This is a genomic window from Pseudomonas sp. 9Ag (genome assembly GCF_902506445.1).
Lineage (GTDB): Bacteria > Pseudomonadota > Gammaproteobacteria > Pseudomonadales > Pseudomonadaceae > Stutzerimonas > Stutzerimonas stutzeri_AB.
On the sequence record NZ_LR733836.1, the window covers coordinates 1,503,778 to 1,522,403 of the forward strand.

Sequence of the window (18,626 nt, forward strand, 5' to 3'; positions counted from 1 at the left end):
GTCACTGCGCCATGAAGGCGGGTAAATATGCGACCAGCTATGGGAGGGCTCTCGGCTCAGCGAGCCTTCAGCAACCGCTCGATTTCGCTTGGCGCCAGTACTTTCCCCATCGACACGACTTTATCGTCAACCGCCAGAGCCGGGGTCGACATGACGCCGTGAGCGGCGATCTCCGCCATGTCGGTGACCTTGACGATCTGTGCTTCGATACCGAGATCGCTGACCGCTTGCTGAGCATTCTCAGTGAGTGCAACACACTTTTTGCAGCCTGTACCAAGGATTTTGATGATCATGAAATGATTCCCTTACAAGTCATTGAAGTAGGTGGCTGATGCTGTTGAAGAAGTAACCGATCAGCATGATGCCGACTACCACGATGCCAAAAAAGAGAGCCAGCAGCGGCGCCTGAACAACCTTTTTCAGCATGATGAGTGACGGCAGGGACAGCGCAGTCACCGCCATCATGAAGGCCAGCACAGTGCCAATGCCGACACCTTTTCCGACCAGCGCCTCTGCAATAGGCAGGGTGCCGAAGATGTCGGCGTACATCGGCACACCGACGAGCGCAGCCAGCGGCACCGACCACCAGTGGTCCTGACCAATGGCGTCGGTGATCACCTCTTCCGGAATCCAGTTGTGTATCGCCGCGCCAATGCCAACCCCGAGCAGCACGTAAAGCCAGACCCTTTGCGCGATTTCGATTACCTGATCCCGTGCATAGACAAGCCGATCACGCAGTACCAGTTGCTCTTCAGGGAGCTCGAGAGCCTTGTGCTGGGTTACGAAGGCTTCGACGTAGCGCTCCATCTGCGCTTTGCCAATGAGCGTCCCGCCAACTACCGCCAGGATGATGCCGACCACGAGGTAGGCCAGCGCGATGGACCAATTGAACACGCTGGCCAAGAGGATCATCGAGGCAAGGTCCACAAGCGGCGAGGAAATGAGAAAGGAGAAGGTCACGGCTAGCGGCAGTCCGGAGCTGGTAAAGCCGATGAACAACGGGATCGACGAGCAGGAGCAGAAAGGCGTGACTGTGCCGAGCAACGCTCCAGTCAGGTTTGCCTTGAAACCATGCATGCCGCCAAGAATCCGCCGAGTGCGTTCCGGCGGAAAGTAACTTTGTACCAACGAAATCAGGAAGATCAAAGCCGACAGCAGAATGAAAATCTTAATTACGTCATATATGAAGAAATGCAGACTGCCCCCCAGGCGGCTGGCCAGGTCCAGGCCGAATACGTCTTCGAGCAGTAAGCGCACCAGAGAGGACAGCCAATCCATTCGCAACAGCTGGTTATTGAGCCACGTGAAAGCGTCCACCTGTCTCTCCTTTAGCCTCGCGGCAGCGCCCGCTCGTACCAGTCTCGGCTTTTGTTGACGGTACGAACCAGCCAAAGCATCACCGGCACCTCGATGAGCACCCCTACGACCGTCGCCAGTGCCGCGCCCGAGTTGAAGCCGTACAGCACGATGGCGACGGCCACCGCGAGCTCGAAGAAATTCGACGCACCGATCATGGCGGACGGCCCTGCGATGTCATGGCGCACTTTCAGCTGTCGGTTGAGCCAGTAACCCAACGCGGCAATCACGAGTGTTTGCAGCAGGATCGGCACCGCCAACATGGCGATCACCAGAGGCTGTTCGACAATCGCTTCACCTTGAAAGGAGAACAGCAACACGAGCGTCGCCAGCAGCGCCAGGATAGCGAACGGCTGAATACGGGCCAGTGCTGCCTGAAATCTGTCTTCACCGCGCCTGCGAAGGCGGGAGCGAATGAGCTGAGCAATCGTCAGTGGGATGACGATATACATCACGACAGAAAGGATCAGCGTATCCCACGGCACAGGGATCGACGAGACTCCTAGCAGCAAGGCCACGATGGGCGCAAAAGCAAACACCATGATCAAGTCGTTTACTGCTACTTGAGTCAGGGTGAAGTTGGCGTTGCCGTTACACAGGTTGCTCCAGACGAACACCATGGCTGTGCAAGGGGCCGCGCCGAGCAGGATCAGGCCGGCGACGTAGCTATCGATCTGGTCAGCCGGCAGCCAATTCGTGAATACGTGCCGAAGAAACAGCCAGGCGAGAAACGCCATGGTGAAGGGTTTGATAGCCCAGTTCACGAGAAGGGTCACGCCCATACCGACGCGGTGCTCAAAGACCTCATGAAGTGCGCTGAAGTCGATTTTCATCAGCATCGGGATGATCATCACCCAGATCAGCACCCCTACGGGGATGTTCACGTTTGCCAGCTCCATCGCACCGACCGTCTGTGCCGCGTTTGGCGCAAACAGGCCGATAAGCGTCCCGGCAACGATGCACAGAAAGACCCAGAGGGTCAGGTAACGCTCAAAGAAACCGATTGGCGCACCTGCGGCTTTTTTTCCTATGGTTTCGCATTGGGTAGACATGGAGCTTCTCGTTATTTCATCTAGGTCGCAGTTCTGAAGTGTTAGCAGCCGGTGGCAGCTCCGTCAGCATCGAAGTCATCTGATGGGCCATGGGCCGCGCACGGCAGTTCACCCCCATCGAAGTCACGGCCCGGTCATGCTGCTGCGCTTTTGCAGCCGAGCTTGCCAAGAAGCCGCCTGAGCATATTCGCTTTACAGCATATGCGGCTATCAATATATTCTCAGCTTTCCGTGTGGAGCCTGCTCCACGTCAATCACATCGTCCAGGCCATGAATTCCATGATCGAACCTCTAACGCCTGACATGGTTTTTAAATGCCTCTCCGATGAAACCCGAGCGCGCATGACCTTGCTGATCACGCTCAAAGGGGAACTGTGCGTTTGCGAGCTGACGACCGCGCTTGAGCAAAGCCAGCCGAAGATTTCGCGGCATCTCTCCCAGTTGAGAAGCTGCGCAATCCTTGAAGACAGACGCCAGGGGCAGTGGGTGTATTACCGACTGCACCCGCATCTACCCGATTGGGTTCACGAGATGCTGCAGGTCGTGCTCAATGCCAATAAACAATGGTTGAGTAGTGATGCTGAGCGCCTTGAACGCATGCATGAACGGCCTGACCGCGCGGCAGTCTGCGGCTGAATCGGAGCGATCCGTGAGAGCGCAATGGCCGTGCACAGCAAGCGCGGCTTCGCACGCATCAGCCCGTGCGCGTTCGACGACAGGCTCGAATTTCCAGGTACGCATGGCGGCTATCCCCGCCCTTCCGCAACCGGCTCGATGCGAACGCCGCGAATGATGAGTGACGCCCTGATGCGAGAAAAGCAATGAACGAAAGTCTTCCCAATATCGACCTCGAGCATCTCGACCTACCGAGTCTGGATAAGCTCAACCTGCCCAGCGATCCAGCACACAAACCGCGCATTCTGTTGCTCTATGGCTCGAACCGCGAACGCTCGTTCAGTCGCTTGATGAGCCAGGAGGCGGCGCGTCTGTTGGAGGCAATGGGTTGCGAAACGCGAATCTTCGACCCCGCCGGCCTGCCCTTGCCAGACGACGCCCCCGAATCTCACCCCAAGGTGAAGGAGCTGCGCGAGCTGGTGATCTGGTCGGAAGGCCAGGTGTGGTGCTCGCCGGAACGACACGGGGCGATGAGTGCGGTGTTTAAGGCACAGATCGACTGGGTACCGCTGAGCATGGGTGCCGTCCGCCCGACGCAGGGCAAGACGCTGGCGCTGATGCAGGTCTGTGGGGGCTCGCAGTCCTTCAATGCGGTGAATCAGATGCGCGTGCTGGGCCGCTGGATGCGGATGGTCACGATCCCCAACCAGTCTTCAGTACCTAAGGCGTTTCTGGAGTTCGACGACGCCGGGCGAATGAAACCTTCAGCCTATTACGACCGGGTCGTGGACGTGATGGAGGAACTGGTCAAATTCACGCTGCTGGTACGTGGACGCGGTGGCTACCTTGTCGATCGCTACTCCGAACGCAAGGAATCGGCCGAGGCCCTGTCAGCACGCGTTAATCAGCGCTCGATTTGAAACACGGAAAGGCAACCATGTCGCACCCCTATGACCTTCTCGATATCCCGGATCACGCGGGCCGCTTGATGTTCACGCCATGCCCCGGCACCAAGGGCACCGGCGTAAGTGAAGCGCTGACGACGATCGAATCAGCTGGCGCGCAGGTGCTCATCACGCTGATGCCGAATGCCGAGCTGGCAGCCAACCAGGCGGATAATCTTCCGGCTCGCTGCGCCGAGCTTGGCATGGAGTGGTTGCAGCTACCGGTGTCCGATGAACAGGTCCCGCTGGCTGACTTCGATTCTGCTTGGCATCGCCATCGGGAAATCATCGTTGCGCGACTGGCCGAAGGCGCCACGCTGGCGATCCACTGCAAGGGTGGTTCCGGACGCACCGGGCTGATTGCCGCGCGCATCCTGATCGAGCTGGGCATGCCCCGGGAGACCGCCGTGAAAGAGGTCCAGGCGCTTCGGCCCAAAGCCATTCAACACCCGGCCCATGTCGGCTGGCTCGCACAATTTGGCGACTGACCTCTGATGCTGAAGACCTTTGGCTTGTTCTTCATCACCGCACTGGCCGAAATCGTCGGGTGCTATCTGCCGTACCTATGGCTTCGTCAAGGCAAAAGCGCCTGGCTCCTGATACCTGCCGCGGCATCATTGATGCTGTTTGCTTGGCTGTTATCGCTGCACCCGACAGCAGCCGGGCGCGTGTATGCCGCCTATGGCGGCGTTTACATCGGCGCTGCAATCGTCTGGCTGTGGCTCGTCGACGGCATCAGGCCTACCGGCTGGGATCTACTGGGGTCGGCCGTCGCATTGGTCGGCATGGCCATCATCATGTTTGCGCCTCGCGGCGCCTGACTTACGGAAATCAACCATGACGCTCAAAATCGGTATCAACGGTTTCGGCCGGATCGGCCGTCTGGCCCTGCGCGCGGCCTGGGACTGGCCGGAGCTGGAGTTCATCCAGATCAACGATCCCGCCGGCGACGCAGCTACTCACGCTCACCTGCTGAATTTCGACTCGGTGCACGGCCGCTGGCAGCACGAAGCAAGCAGCGACGGCGATTGCGTCGTGGTCGGCGGCAAGCGAATCCGGGTCACTGCAAACAAAGCCATTGCAGATACCGATTGGTTCGGCTGTGATCTGGTCATCGAAGCCAGCGGCAAGATGAAGACGGTGGCCGTGCTTCAAGGCTATCTGGACCAGGGCGTCAAGCGTGTCGTCGTCAGCGCGCCGGTCAAGGAAGCCGGGGCGCTCAATATCGTCATGGGGGTCAATGACACGCTGTTCGATCCAGCGCTGCACCGGATCGTTACCGCAGCCTCCTGCACCACCAACTGTCTCGCCCCGGTGGTCAAGGTGATCCATGAACACCTGGGCATCCGCCATGGTTCGATTACCACGATCCACGACCTGACCAATACCCAGAGCATCCTCGATCAGCCCCATAATGATCTGCGTCGCGCCCGCGCCTCGGGCATGAGCCTGATCCCAACCACTACCGGTTCAGCCACCGCGATCGCCGAGATCTTTCCGGAGTTGCGCGGCAAGCTCAACGGCCACGCGGTACGCGTCCCGCTGGCCAATGCATCGCTGACCGACTGCGTTTTCGAAGTCGAGCGAGCCACCTCTGTCGAGGAGGTCAACGCGCTACTGCAGGCCGCGGCAAACGAAGGCCCACTCAAGGGCATCCTCGGCTATGAAACGAGGCCGCTCGTTTCCATCGACTACCGCACCGACCCACGCTCCTCGATCATCGATGCATTGTCGACCATGGTCGTGAACGGTACACAGGTGAAGCTGTATGCCTGGTACGACAACGAGTGGGGCTACGCCAACCGCACCGTGGAATTGGCACGCAAGGTCGGTCTAGCCGATTGATCCCGAGGATGGCGCGCTCGCGACGCCATCCGTACCCTCCGCACCGCAACAGGACTCGTCATGCACGCCCTCTCCCGCCTCGCTCCGGAGGTTCGCCAGTATTTGCTGGTGACCGGCAACTACTGGGCCTTCACCCTGACCGATGGTGCGCTGCGGATGCTGGTAGTGCTGCACTTTCATGCGCTGGGCTATACGCCATTGCAAATTGCCGCCCTGTTTCTCTTCTACGAAGTGTTCGGTGTCATCACCAATCTGGTTGGCGGCTACCTGGGAGCCCGAATTGGGCTCAACCGCACTATGAACATTGGCCTCGCCATGCAGGTCGTGGCCCTAATGATGCTCACGGTGCCCGCCGCATGGCTGACGATTCCGTGGGTGATGGGCGCGCAAGCGCTGTCAGGCATTGCCAAGGACCTGAACAAGATGAGTGCCAAGAGCTCGATCAAGCTTTTGGTGCCGGAGGGTCAGCAAGGCACGCTGTACCAGTGGGTAGCTGTGTTGACCGGGTCGAAGAACGCGCTGAAGGGTGTCGGTTTTTTCCTCGGCGGTGCCCTGCTTGCAGTTATCGGCTTTCGCGGATCACTTCTCGTCATGGCCGCGGCACTGTCGCTGATCTGGATTTCTAGTCTGGTACTGCTGAAAAAAGACCTGGGCAAGGCCAAGGCGAAACCGAAGTTTCGCGAAATGCTCTCCAAGAGCCGGGCCATCAATGTTCTGTCAGCCGCACGGCTGTTCCTGTTCGGCGCCCGAGATGTCTGGTTCGTGGTGGCGCTACCGGTCTATCTGTCCGCGGTGTTTGGCTGGGACTTCTGGCAGGTAGGCGGCTTTCTCGCGCTCTGGGTGATCGGCTATGGCATCGTCCAGTCACTTGCCCCAGCTATTACGGGCAAGAGGCGTGGTGATGTTCCAGACGGGCGCTCGGCGTTTGGTTGGGCGCTACTTCTGGCCGGCTTGCCGGGGGGAATCGCGTTGGGGCTGGGCACCGATTGGTCAGCCCAGGCGGTACTGCTCGGCGGCTTGCTGCTGTTTGGAGCGCTTTTCGCCATAAACTCATCGCTGCACAGCTACCTGATCGTCTCTTATGCAAAGGCCGACGGTGTATCGCTGGACGTCGGCTTCTATTACATGTCCAACGCGCTGGGCCGACTGGTTGGCACCCTCCTCTCTGGTTGGGTCTATCAGCGATATGGACTCGAGGCCTGCCTCTGGATCTCGAGCGTCTTTGTGCTGCTGGCTGCACTGATCTCGATCGCCCTGCCTCACCGTGATCACGCAATCACACCAACCAGTTGAGCGTGACGCAGCGAACAACGCGACATTCCGGTCTGCGCCGGTACATCGCCAGTTCGCGTTCTGGGTTATCAGCGGTGACTTTCGCTGAGCAAGTGACTCAGTACTGATCGCAATTTCCCCGCCTTGACTGGCTTGTTCAGCACTGGCACGCCAAACCCGTGCAGTTGGCGGCGACACTGGTCGCTGCGATCGGCCGTCACCATCACCACGGGAATTGGCAGCGCAAAGTGCTCCCTCAACGCAGTGGCAACTTCCCAGCCGGTCACGCCCTGATCGAGATGGTAGTCGGCGAGAATTGCCTCCGGCGGCGCTCCGTCGAGCACAGCCAACGCGGCTTCCTGGTCGGTGGCCGTCAACACGTCGCAGCCCCATTGCCCCAGCAACGCAGCCATGCTGTGGAGGATGCTCAGCTCGTTGTCGAGGACCAGCAAACGACGCCCCGGTAGCGGGTTGCCAAGCACTGGCATCAACCCAGGCGCTTCGACCGGCAGGTGCTCCGGCGGATCGGCCAGTGGCACATCAATGCTGAAGACGGAGCCTCGACCAAGCTGCGAACGCACCTGAATCGGATAGGCCAGCATCGAGGCAATGCGATCGACAATGGCCAGACCCAGCCCGACGCCGGGGCGCTCGGTGGCGCGCTGTACACCCAGCTGGTTGAACTCGAGGAAGATCGATTGCATCTGATCCGCTTCGATTCCGCGACCGGTGTCCCAGACCTCGATGCGCAGGTATTCGCCGCGCTTGCGCGCGCCCAGCAATACTCGGCCGTGATCGGTATAGCGGCAGGCATTGCTGAGAAAATTACGCAGGATGCGCGTCAGCAGCCGGAAATCGCTGCGCAACGCGTAGGCCGGAATGTAGTGGTCAAAACCAAGGCCGGCTGCATCTGCCACGGACTGAAATTCAGAAACCAGTGGTAACAGCACTTCATCGAGACGATAAACATCGATGTCGGGCTTTATCGCCTGCTGGTCCAATTTGGAAATATCCAGCAAGTCCGTAAGCAGATCTTCAGCCCCTTCAAGCGCCTGATGCGCCCGCTCGACCAGATTGGTCTCAGCATCCGGCAGCCGGCGCTCCCTTAGTGTCGAAATTAAAAGACGCGCAGCATTGAGCGGCTGCAATAGATCGTGGCTGGCGGCGGCCAGGTATTTGTCTTTGCTGTGGTTCGCCGCCTCGGCAGCATCCCGCGCCTTACGCAGCTCTAGGGTCCGCTCGGTGACCCGCTGTTCAAGCTGCTCGTTGAGTTGCAACAGGCGCATCTGGGCCAGTTTGCGATCGGTGATGTCCGCTACAAAACCCTCGACCAAGCCGTCTTCGTCGGGCTTGAGCAAGAGGTTCATGATCACATCGATAGCGGTGCCGTCCTTGCGGCGCAGACGGGTGTCATACCCGAACAGGCCTTGCTGGGTCTTCAGGGTGTGGCGAATTTGCTCGAGCTCGGCCTCACCACCGATGAACAGATGATGCGACAGATCGGTCAGGTGCCAGAGCGCCTCGGCCGGGTTTTCGTAGCCGAGCATCCTTGCCAGGGCTGGATTGGCTGCACGGATGCCTTCCTGAAGGCTTGCCTGGAAAATGCCGTGCACAGCATGTTCGAACAGCCATTTGTAGCGGTTGCGCTCGGCCTCGAGTTCTTCAAGACGGGCCACGAGCTCAGGGTAATGGCTCTTGCGGGCGGAATGTGTACCCAGCCCAAGGAGCCCGGCGAGCGCATCGTCTTGTTCAGAGTGCTTCGGCATAGACCACTTCAACGTCTCGTTGGGTCGACGAACGAGGGTTGGTCAGAATGCAGGGGTCCTGCATAGCGTGCTGCGAAAGAAACGGGATGTCGGAGAGGTCCACGCCATGCAAGCCCAGTGTTTCGTGGAAACCAATGGCCTGCTTGAGGCTGATCAGATGTTGCATGAGCCGTTCACGGATCTGCCGATGGCTCAGCCCGCGACTATCGATACCCAGGGTTTCAGCGACCACTTTGAAGCGATCCGGCGCTGAATCGTAGTTGAACGCCACCACGTGCTCGACCAAAACCGCATTACACAGACCATGCGGTAGGTCCAGGTAACCGCCCAAGCTGTGCGACATCGCGTGTACTGCGCCAAGGATCGCGTTGGAGAAGGCCAAGCCGGCCTGCATGCTACCGAGCATGATTTTCTCGCGCAGTTGGATGTCTGCCGGATTGGCGATCATCTCAACCAGATGGCCGTTGATTAGCCGCATCGCCTCCAGCGCGTGAGGGTCGGTCAGCGGTCCATGGCCAGTCGAAACGAAGGCTTCGATGGCATGGACCAGCGCATCAATACCCGTACAAGCCGACAGGAACGGATCCATGCTGAGGGTGGTTTCCGGATCGATCAGTGAGACATCCGGTACGGCGCCCTTGCTGACGATGGAAAACTTCATCCGCTCGGTCTGGTTGGAAATGATCACGAACTGCGAAACGTCGGCAGAAGTGCCCGCGGTCGTGGGAATCAGAATCAACGGTGGGCTTGGCACACGCAGCGTGTCGACGCCCTCGAACTCGATGATATTCCGGCCATGCGCCACCGCGATACCGATGCCCTTGGCGCAGTCCATCGGGCTGCCGCCGCCAACCGCGACGATGACGTTACACCCCTCGCTGCGGTACATCTCGGCACCCAGCATCACTTCTTCTGAGCGGGGGTTGGCCGACACCTGGGTAAACAGGTGGTAGTCGATGTCCTGCCGGCTCAGGCTTGCCTGGACATCACCGACCCAACCGGCAGCTACCACGCCCGGATCAGACACGAGCAGCACCTTTCGGGCGCCGAAATTTTTCGCGTAATTGCCGGCGCTGTGCCGACAGCCCGCGCCGAACACGATCTCTGGGGATACGAACTTACGTTGCAGGCTAAGGTTGGGGCTCATACGACGGCCTCTCGTTATTATTTGTTACTTTTGGCAAGCGTACTGCTTTCCTCCATCAAAGCAATCGGCAAAACGGAGCATGGCGGTGCGAGGGCTGCTTTACTGGCCGCCGGTTCGACCCAGCAGCGACATATAGAAGCGGCACTCGCGCTCCAATGCATCTGCCAGGTTGGCTGCCTGGCGAAAACCATGACGTTCTTGCGGATAGAGGCAATATTCCACCCGCACACCCTGCTCGCGCAATGCGTCCACCATGGACCCGGTTTGTTCGGGCAGAACCACCGCATCCAGCGCGCCCTGGAAGAAAATCACCGGAACCCGTATCCGTGCAGCGTTGTTAAGCGGCGTCCGCTCCTTGTATCGCTGGGCGTCACGCTCAGGATCACCTATCAGCCAATCCAGATAATCCGCTTCGAATTTGTGCGTCACTCGCCGCAAGGCCATCGGATCGCTGACCCCGTAGAGGCTGGCGCCGCCAGTAAAGCCGGCATCGGCGGCCAACGCGCAGAGTGCACTGTAACCGCCGGCGCTGGAGCCTCGAATGAAGGTGCGCGCGGAATCGATCTGGCCGCGAACGGCCAATGCCTGCACCGCCGCGCACGCATCCTCGACGTCCACTACGCCCCATTTGCCGCGCAAACGCTGCCGATAGGCTCGGCCAAATCCACTGCTGCCCCGGTAATTGACATCGGCGACGGCGAAGCCCCGTTGCGTCCAGTACTGAATACGCGGGTCGAAAACCGGATAGCTCGCGGATGTCGGCCCGCCATGCATGAACACGACCAGCGGTGGTTTCTCCCCGGGCAGGCCAAGGCAGTCGACATTACGGGGTGGATAGAAAAAAGCGTGCGCCACCTCCTCCTGGCCCGTCGCAACACTGAACGGTTGCGCGCAAGACAGCTGCTCGGCCGGCAGGGGCTGTTCGCCGCCAGCCAGGATCGCAATTTCACCGGTTAGACGTTCGATCGCCAGCACGGCGGGCATCCGATCAGGAGCCCCGGCAATGCAATAGTAGTGGTGCTCATCCACGGCCAACTGACGACAACGACTGTATGCAGGCGCGAGCTGCCGCTCGCTTCCCCCGGCGTCATGCTCGAAAAGCAGGCCGTACCCCTCCACCAGCCGAGTCGATAGCCAGGCACCGCCAGTTAACGGCACATAGCTGACGGTCGCTAACTGCCAGGGCGCCGGAGCGTGGTCGAAGCGGTGTCGAGCGAAGCGCTCCGCGGGCACGAGAGAATCGCCTTGGCTCCGCCAGGGCTGCCACCAGCCGGCGCGGTCGGTCAGGCAAAACAGGTCGCCGTTGCTGGCGAAGCGAGGCTGTTGCAGTGACTCCGAATCGTCACTGCCAGCCATGCACACCGCGGGGCCGAGTTGGCCGTCTGTTAGGACGTCGGCGATCCAGAGACTGGTAGCCGTCCAGGGTTGCTCGGGACGCTGCCATTGAATCCAGGCCAGACGCTCACCTGTAGCGTCCAGCGTAGGCGAGGCATAGAAGTCGGCACCTTCGACAAGCATCTGATGCACGCCTGCAAGCGAAACGCTTACCAACCGATGCCGGACGTCCTCTTCATCATGGGCTTCCTCGACCGCCAGGATCGCGCCACGGCGTCGATCATATTGCAGATCACCGTAACGGCACTGCAGGCGCGAGGTAAGCGCCGCCGGCTGACTCGCACTCGAACCGTCAACGGCTTGCAGATAGATCTGCTGATCCTTTTCGTTGACGAACGCAACGCCATCATCGGTGAGAGTAAACGCACCGCCACCGTATTCGTATACCCGGCTGCGCAGCGAGAAGCCCGTAGGGGTCAGGCACTGTGTTGTACCGTTGCGCCAATACCACAGCGTGCAACGGGCGTCGGCTGGGTCGTATTGGATCCAGAACAGCCCGCCATGGCCGGCGCGCAGCTCAGCGAAGTCGCGGCTGGCCGAGGCCGCTTTTTCAGCGGTCCATTCACTCATCCAAAAGCCGTAGGGCGTTTCTGTCTTGATCATCACTGTCGATCCCGGTCGGTCAGGCTGCCGTTCTTTAAACGGACCTACACCTTGAGAATCAGCTTTGACGCCTTTTCGTTGCGGAAGGTCAGTTCATCCAGGCCGCGCGGAGACTGCTCGGCCTCGGTACGCGCTGCAAGAATCTTGTCGTGATGAGACGACTTGCTGCACACGGGATCGGCGTTGGCAGCATCGCCTGTGAGCATGAAGGCCTGGCAGCGGCAGCCGCCGAAGTCCTTTTCCTTCTCGTCACATGACTGACACGGCTCGGGCATCCAGTCGAAACCGCGGAATTTGTTGAAGCCCATCGAGTGCTTCCAGATCTGCTCGATGCTTTGCTCGCGGACGTTCGGAAACGTGATGGGCAGCTGTCGCGCACTGTGGCACGGTAGTGCCGTACCGTCTGGAGTGATGTCGAGGAACAGGTTGCCCCAGCTGTTCATGCAGCCCTTGGGACGCTCTTCGTAATAGTCCGGCGTGACGAAGATCAGCTTGCAGGGATGGTTCTCGGCAGCGAGCTTGTCGCGCCATTCATTGGTGATGCGTTCGGCACGCACCAGCTGTTCCTTGCTCGGCAGCAGGCCGGCGCGGTTGAGCTCGGCCCAGCCGTAGAACTGACAGGTCGCGAGTTCGACGAAGTCCGCTTCCAGCTCCAGACAGAGCTGAATGATGCGGTCGATGTTGTCGATATTGTGCCGATGGGTCACGAAATTCAGCACCATCGGATAGCCGTGCGCCTTGACCGCGCGCGCCATCGCAAGCTTCTGTGCGAACGCCTTCTTCGAGCCCGCCAGCAGGTTGTTCACCTCTTCGTCGGCGGCCTGAAAGCTGATCTGAATATGGTCGAGCCCAGCATCGGCGAACGAAGCGATCTTCTCCTCGGTCAAGCCGATGCCGGAGGTGATCAGGTTGGTGTAGTAGCCCAGATCCCGTGCCGCCTTGATCAGCTCGGCCAGATCCTGGCGAACCAACGGCTCGCCGCCGGAAAAGCCCAATTGTGCCGCGCCCATCTCGCGTGCCTGGCGGAACACCTCGATCCACTCGGCAGTGCTCAGCTCATCGTGGCTGCGCGCAAAATCGAGCGGATTCGAGCAATACGGGCACTGCAGCGGGCAGCGATAGGTCAGCTCGGCCAATAGCCACAGCGGTGGACCGGGCTCGAAACCCGGCTTAGCGAAGCTCGATCCAGAACCGTTCAACGGCTACCTCCAGGAATGCGACGATGTCCTCCTCAATGCCCTCGGCATCGGGAAAGCGGCTCTGCAGATCAGCCACAATGGCGCCCACGCTCCGAGTGCCATCGACCTCGCCCAGAACCGCTGATGCGCTCTCATTCAGCTTGATCATGCCTTCGGGATAGAGCAGCACATGACAGTTCTGCGCCGGCTCCCATTGAAAGCGGAAACCGCGGCGAAAGACTGGGATCTGCGTCAGTTGGATATCGCTCATGGTCCTCTGTCTCGCCAGTAATACATCATCGGTATGGGGCGGTGGGCTGCCGTCCCAGGGCTCATCAGGCCGTTCAGTCAGCCGGTTAAAAGCTGATGCCCTTATGCCAGACGCGCTCACGGGTCACCGTATGGTACGGCGGACGGTCCAGCTCATAAGCCATGCTCATGGCATCCAGCATGCTCCAGAGGACGTCCAGTTTGAACTGAAGAATATTCAGCATGCGCTCCTGTGCTTCTCGCGTCTTGTAGTGCTCGAGCGTGATGCGCAAGCCGTGCTCGACGTCGCGGCGCGCTTCCTTCAAGCGTTTGCGGAAGTAGTCGTAACCGGACGCATCAATCCAGCTGTAGTGCTGTGGCCACGCGTCCAGACGGGATTGGTGAATGGTCGGGGCGAACAGCTCGGTGAGTGAACTGCTGGCAGCCTCCTGCCAGACGGCGCGGCGGGCGAAATTGACATAGGCGTCGACGGCGAAGCGCACGCCCGGCAGCACCAGTTCCTGCGACAGCACCTGCTCGCGGTCCAGGCCCACCGACTCGGCCAAGCGCAGCCAGGCCTCGATGCCGCCCTCCTCGCCTGGGCCTCCATCATGATCGATGATGCGCTGGACCCACTCCCGGCGGGTATCGCGATCCGGACAGTTAGCCATGATCGCCGCATCCTTCACCGGGATGCAGACCTGATAGTAGAAGCGATTGGCGACCCAGCCCTGAATCTGCTCGCGGGTCGAGCGGCCTTCGTACATGGCGCGGTGAAACGGATGATGAATGTGGTAGTAGTCGCCCTTGGCGCGTAGCGCTGCTTCGAACTCGGACGGAGTCATGGCTGGCAGGGTCATAAAAACTTCCTTACGGGTTGTGCGGGCTGTTCCTTCAGGCACAGGTGAGCACCTTCAGCCACTGAGTTCTCTGGTGATCGCGGGCGGATGCAGGCTACAGCTCGATACTCATGCCATCGAACGAAACCTCGATCCCATGCTCCTCGAGCACTGCGCGTTCAGCGGAATCCTCGTCGAGGATCGGATTGGTGTTGTTGATGTGGATGAGAATCTTGCGTGCGGCGGGCATACCGTCGAGCACTTCGATCATGCCGCCAGGCCCGCTTTGTTGCAGGTGGCCCATTTCGGAGCCCAGCTTGGTCCCGACTTCGCGCACCTGCATTTCGTCGTCGCGCCAGAGCGTACCGTCAACCAGCAGGCAGTCTGCACCTCGCATCAGCTCCAGCAGCTCAGGGCTGACCTTACCGAGGCCCGGTGCGTAGAACAGCTTGCCGCCGGTGTTATGGTCCACGATCAGCAGGCCGATGTTGTCACCGGGATGCGGGTCGTTGCGGTGCGGCGAATACGGCGGCGCCGAGCTGCGCAGCGGGATCGGCGTGATTTCGAGCTGCGGGCAAGTCGGAATGCGGAAGCTGCCTTCCAGCGCAATCCGATTCCAGCGCAGTCCGCCGTTCCAGTGTTCCAGCATGTTGAACAGCGGGAAACCCGTGGTGAGGTCCTGGTGGACCATCTCGGTGCACCAAACCTGGTGCGGGCAACCTTCGCGCAGTGTCAGCAGACCGGTAGTGTGGTCGATCTGGCTGTCCAGCAGAATGATGGCGCCAATCGCCGTGTCGCGCGGCGCCCGTGCCGGCTGCAGCTTGGGAAAGGCTTCGAGCTGCGCGCGGATATCAGGCGAGGCGTTGCACAAGATCCAATCCTCGCCATTGTCGCTGATGGCGATGGACGACTGGGTGCGCGCCTGAGCACGGAGCGTGCCGGCTCGCAGCCCGGCGCAGTTGGCACAATTACAGTTCCACTGAGGAAAGCCGCCGCCAGCAGCAGAACCTAAAATCTGGATGAACATGGGCAGCTCCCAAAAAAACGGAGCCCCGACCGGGGCCGGGGCAGTTCAATCAGCGATTGGCGAAGTACATGGTGACTTCGAAACCAATGCGCAGGTCGGTAAAAGCAGGTTTAGTCCACATGGCTGATTCCTCTTTTTGTGATGACGGAAGTATTCCGGCAACTCATTAAGCACCCTGATCCGTCAAAAGCGGAATGGTACTTTGGAAGGAGACAGCGCTCTGCATTGGTAGTGCCTCGACTGCCTCCGTTTTCGTAACGCGCGCTAACCTGCCTGCTCAGCGGCGCACAGCAGAGCGGCCGTGGGTGCCGCGCCAGGCCAGCTCGTTGGTGATTGTCGCCATCGGCGAGAACATATCGAAGTCGAACGCGGTCAGCGGGGCCTGGTCCTGTACACGCAGCGGCCAGTCATGATTGGCCAGCGCCGCCTTGCCTATCGCCACGAAGTCCAGCACGCCAGCGTCGAGCAGTTGTTGCGCCTGATCACCGGTGCCGATGGCGCCGTTGCCGATGATCGGAATCTCGACGGCACCTTTGGCAATAGCCGTCAGACTCTCGCCCTCCTCGAATGCCGGGGCACTGATGTCGGCTTCGGTTACGTGGATATAGTCGAGCCCGGCGGCGGCTAGCGTGGCGATACGATAGCGCGCGGCCTCAAGGCCCCCGTCCCATTTGAGCCGGCTGTCAGTGACCATGCCTTGTGACAGCCGCATACCCACGACAAAGTCCGGCCCGACCGCTTCACGTACCGCGCGGATGATTTCCAGCGGCAGGGCCAGTCTCGCCTTGTAGTCACCGCCCCACCGATCGATGCGCTGATTGAACTCGGCTGTCATGAACTCGTGCAACAGATAACCATTGGCGCCGTGCAACTCCACCCCATCGAAACCGGCGTCGCGTGCATGTTTTGCTGACTGGACGAAGCCGGTGATCGCTTCTTGGATTTCTGCCTCGGTCATCTCCGCCGGCGTTGCGTAAGGGCCTTCGCCGCCGTAGAAGCTCAACTGCCGCCCGCCAGGCTGGACTGCCGATGGGGCTACGTGACGGGCGTGATGGATGTTGCCCTGGGTCTGGGCGCCGCCGTGCATCAGCTGGGCAATGATGGCTGCACCGGCCTGATGGACCGCACTGACAATCGGCTTCCAGCTGTCACGTTGTGCCTCGGTGGCCAGGCCTGGCTGGTTCAGGTAACCCTGGCTGTAAGCGATGTCTGTGTAGGTGCCTTCGGTAATCAAAAGGCCGAATCCGCCCTCGGCAAACGCCTGGTAGTAGTCACGCATCAATTCGTTCGGTTGCCCTTCCGGCTCGGCGCTTACGCGGGTCATCGGAGCCAGCACGGCGCGGTTGCGCAGGCGCAGCTGATTCAGCTGGGCAGGTTCGAGCAATTTGGGCATCAGCAAGTCCTCATGAGACGCGGGTCATGCTGAATCTGAGGCGCAACGAGCGCTGGAGTTCGCCACACGAGTGCGCTTGGTTTTGCGAGGACATAAAAAAACGCGGCCTTTGGGGCCGCGTTGCGTTGATGGACCACCTGCCGCACCCGGTCGGTCGAGGGTCCCCGCACTGATCGCGTGCGAGCAAGTCAGCCGGCGCGCTGGAGCGAACGCGCCGGGTCTCTCAAGTTGCAGTGCCGCGCGCTTAGAAGAAGCCCAGCGGGTTGATGTCGTAGCTGATCAGCAGGTTCTTGGTCTGCTGATAGTGATCGAGCATCATCTTGTGGGTTTCACGACCAACACCGGACTTCTTGTAGCCGCCGAACGCCGCGTGCGCTGGGTACAGGTGATAGCAGTTGGTCCAGACGCGACCGGCCTTGATGCCACGGCCCATGCGGTAGGCGCGGTTGATGTCGCGGGTCCAGACGCCAGCACCGAGACCGAACTCGGTGTCGTTGGCAATCGCCAAGGCTTCGGCCTCGTCCTTGAAGGTCGCAACCCCAACCACTGGCCCAAAGATCTCTTCCTGGAACACGCGCATCTTGTTGTGGCCCTTGATCAGGGTCGGCTGCACGTAATAACCGGTCGCCAGGCCGCCTTCGAGCTTCTCGGCGGCACCGCCTGTGAGGATCTCAGCACCTTCCTGCTGAGCGATTTCCATGTACGACAGGATCTTGTCGAACTGCTGTTCGGAGGCCTGAGCGCCGACCATGGTGTCGGTATCGAGCGGGTTGCCACGTTTGATCGCCTTGATCTTCTTCATTACCACTTCCATGAAGGGTTCGAAGATCGACTCCTGAATCAGTGCACGCGACGGGCAGGTGCACACTTCACCCTGGTTAAAGAACGCCAGTACCAGACCTTCAGCGGCTTTTTCGATGAATGCCGGTTCAGCATTCATGATGTCTTCGAAGAAGATGTTCGGGCTCTTGCCACCCAGCTCCACGGTGCTTGGAATGATGTTTTCGGCAGCGCAGCGCATGATGTGCGAACCAACCGGGGTGGAGCCGGTGAACGCGATCTTGGCGATACGGGTGCTGGTAGCCAGCGCCTGTCCTGCTTCGCGGCCGAAGCCTTGAACGATGTTCAGCACGCCTGGTGGCAGCAAGTCACTGACCAGCTCGGCAAAGACCATGATCGACAGCGGCGTCTGTTCGGCCGGCTTGAGCACGATGCAGTTACCCGCGGCCAAGGCCGGAGCGAGCTTCCACGCAGCCATCAGCAACGGGAAGTTCCACGGAATGATCTGACCGACTACACCCAGGGGCTCGTGGAAGTGATAAGCCGCGGTGTGCTCGTTGATTTCAGCGGCGCTGCCTTCCTGCGCACGGATGCAACCGGCGAAGTAACGGAAATGGTCAGCCGCGAGCGGCACGTCGGCGTTCAATGTTTCGCGGACCGCCTTGCCGTTGTCCCAGGTCTCGGCGATGGCCAGTTTTTCCAGGTTGGCTTCGATACGGTCGGCGATTTTCAGCAGCACCAGAGCGCGGTCCTGCACAGAGGTCTTGCCCCAGGCATCAGCGGCGGCGTGGGCGGCATCCAGAGCGTGCTCGACATCCTCGACCCCGGAGCGCGGGAATTCGGCGATGACTTCTCCGTTGACCGGCGAGGTGTTGACGAAATACTCACCCTTGACCGGCGGAACGAATTCACCACCGATGAAGTTGCCATAACGTGGCTTGAACGTAATGACGGAACCTTCTTTACCGGGTTGGGCGTAAATCATGAGCGGCCTCTCTAATTTTTCTGCTTGTCGGAGCCTGACCGAACATGGACAGGACATGGGACGATCTTAGGCAGCCCAACCGCTTGCCCGGAATGCACCCAAGGGACAGATGCGTTCCTCATTTGGTAGTAGATGCAATGGAGCTGTACGAGTCTCGGTGTGATGCACCACTAATGCGAA

19 protein-coding genes are annotated in these 18,626 nt (G+C 60.1%); 6 read left to right on the plus strand and 13 right to left on the minus strand.

All coding sequences use genetic code 11. The annotated features are described in order from the left end of the window. Nucleotides 1–56 precede the first annotated feature (56 nt). From ALTERO38_RS06685 to arsB, 3 genes are read right to left on the minus strand one after another with little or no spacing between them, the layout of a single operon-like run. Entirely contained in the window at nt 57–293 is a 237-nt protein-coding gene (locus tag ALTERO38_RS06685) for a thioredoxin family protein (RefSeq protein WP_159967742.1), read from the minus strand. A 19-nt stretch (nt 294–312) separates the two neighbouring features. Next, on the minus strand, nt 313–1,317 hold the full coding sequence (locus tag ALTERO38_RS06690; protein WP_159967743.1) for a permease: 1,005 nt from the start codon (nt 1,315–1,317) through the stop codon (nt 313–315). Between the two features lie 11 nt (nt 1,318–1,328). Next, complete coding sequence (arsB, locus tag ALTERO38_RS06695; protein WP_159967744.1) at nt 1,329–2,408, minus strand: ACR3 family arsenite efflux transporter; 1,080 nt, start codon at nt 2,406–2,408, stop codon at nt 1,329–1,331. 279 nt (nt 2,409–2,687) lie between these two features. Between arsB and ALTERO38_RS06700 the strand changes: the two genes are divergently transcribed. The 6 genes from ALTERO38_RS06700 (at nt 2,688) to arsJ (ending at nt 7,105) form a co-directional block, all read left to right on the plus strand. Then, nucleotides 2,688–3,044, plus strand: coding sequence for a metalloregulator ArsR/SmtB family transcription factor (locus ALTERO38_RS06700; RefSeq protein ID WP_102835500.1), 357 nt, complete (start codon nt 2,688–2,690; stop codon nt 3,042–3,044). Nucleotides 3,045–3,229: 185 nt separating this feature from the next. Next, entirely contained in the window at nt 3,230–3,943 is a 714-nt protein-coding gene (arsH, locus tag ALTERO38_RS06705) for an arsenical resistance protein ArsH (RefSeq protein WP_159967745.1), read from the plus strand. 17 nt (nt 3,944–3,960) lie between these two features. After that, nucleotides 3,961–4,455 (plus strand): tyrosine-protein phosphatase, encoded by a 495-nt coding sequence (locus tag ALTERO38_RS06710; RefSeq protein WP_159967746.1) that lies wholly within the window; start codon nt 3,961–3,963, stop codon nt 4,453–4,455. Between the two features lie 6 nt (nt 4,456–4,461). Beyond that, nucleotides 4,462–4,788, plus strand: a complete 327-nt coding sequence (locus tag ALTERO38_RS06715) for a YnfA family protein (RefSeq protein ID WP_102835200.1) — start codon at nt 4,462–4,464, stop codon at nt 4,786–4,788. A gap of 16 nt (nt 4,789–4,804) precedes the next feature. Further along, nucleotides 4,805–5,812 carry an ArsJ-associated glyceraldehyde-3-phosphate dehydrogenase gene (locus ALTERO38_RS06720; protein WP_159967747.1) on the plus strand — a complete coding sequence of 336 codons (1,008 nt, stop codon included), beginning with the start codon at nt 4,805–4,807 and terminating at the stop codon, nt 5,810–5,812. 60 nt (nt 5,813–5,872) lie between these two features. After that, the gene (gene arsJ / locus ALTERO38_RS06725; protein WP_159967748.1) at nt 5,873–7,105 is read left to right on the plus strand and encodes an organoarsenical effux MFS transporter ArsJ; all 1,233 of its coding nucleotides are present in this window, start codon (nt 5,873–5,875) and stop codon (nt 7,103–7,105) included. A 68-nt stretch (nt 7,106–7,173) separates the two neighbouring features. Here arsJ and ALTERO38_RS06730 read toward each other — a convergent pair whose 3' ends face one another. The 10 genes from ALTERO38_RS06730 to ALTERO38_RS06775 form a co-directional block, all read right to left on the minus strand. Continuing rightward, nucleotides 7,174–8,850, minus strand: coding sequence for a NahK/ErcS family hybrid sensor histidine kinase/response regulator (locus ALTERO38_RS06730; RefSeq protein WP_159967749.1), 1,677 nt, complete (start codon nt 8,848–8,850; stop codon nt 7,174–7,176). After that, a complete protein-coding gene (gene ercA / locus ALTERO38_RS06735; protein WP_102835196.1) occupies nt 8,834–9,997 on the minus strand; it encodes an alcohol dehydrogenase-like regulatory protein ErcA in 1,164 nt (387 codons plus the stop codon). The genes ALTERO38_RS06730 and ercA overlap by 17 nt, the downstream gene beginning before the upstream one ends. 99 nt (nt 9,998–10,096) lie before the next feature. Further along, nucleotides 10,097–11,995: a S9 family peptidase gene (locus tag ALTERO38_RS06740; RefSeq protein WP_159967750.1), complete on the minus strand. Its 1,899-nt coding sequence runs from the start codon at nt 11,993–11,995 to the stop codon at nt 10,097–10,099. A 44-nt stretch (nt 11,996–12,039) separates the two neighbouring features. Beyond that, a complete protein-coding gene (gene pqqE / locus ALTERO38_RS06745; RefSeq protein ID WP_159967751.1) occupies nt 12,040–13,194 on the minus strand; it encodes a pyrroloquinoline quinone biosynthesis protein PqqE in 1,155 nt (384 codons plus the stop codon). Next, the gene (gene pqqD, locus ALTERO38_RS06750; protein ID WP_102835193.1) at nt 13,166–13,444 is read right to left on the minus strand and encodes a pyrroloquinoline quinone biosynthesis peptide chaperone PqqD; all 279 of its coding nucleotides are present in this window, start codon (nt 13,442–13,444) and stop codon (nt 13,166–13,168) included. Before pqqD ends, pqqE begins: the two co-directional genes overlap by 29 nt. Nucleotides 13,445–13,529: 85 nt before the next feature. After that, entirely contained in the window at nt 13,530–14,282 is a 753-nt protein-coding gene (gene pqqC / locus ALTERO38_RS06755; protein WP_148924298.1) for a pyrroloquinoline-quinone synthase PqqC, read from the minus strand. A gap of 94 nt (nt 14,283–14,376) precedes the next feature. After that, on the minus strand, nt 14,377–15,288 hold the full coding sequence (pqqB, locus tag ALTERO38_RS06760) for a pyrroloquinoline quinone biosynthesis protein PqqB (protein ID WP_159967752.1): 912 nt from the start codon (nt 15,286–15,288) through the stop codon (nt 14,377–14,379). 49 nt (nt 15,289–15,337) lie between these two features. Next, nucleotides 15,338–15,409, minus strand: coding sequence for a pyrroloquinoline quinone precursor peptide PqqA (gene pqqA, locus ALTERO38_RS06765; protein ID WP_003253598.1), 72 nt, complete (start codon nt 15,407–15,409; stop codon nt 15,338–15,340). Nucleotides 15,410–15,565: 156 nt separating this feature from the next. Continuing rightward, entirely contained in the window at nt 15,566–16,681 is a 1,116-nt protein-coding gene (locus tag ALTERO38_RS06770) for an NADH:flavin oxidoreductase (RefSeq protein WP_159967753.1), read from the minus strand. 244 nt (nt 16,682–16,925) lie between these two features. Beyond that, nucleotides 16,926–18,446 (minus strand): aldehyde dehydrogenase family protein, encoded by a 1,521-nt coding sequence (locus ALTERO38_RS06775; protein WP_159967754.1) that lies wholly within the window; start codon nt 18,444–18,446, stop codon nt 16,926–16,928. Between the last annotated feature and the right edge of the window lie 180 nt (nt 18,447–18,626).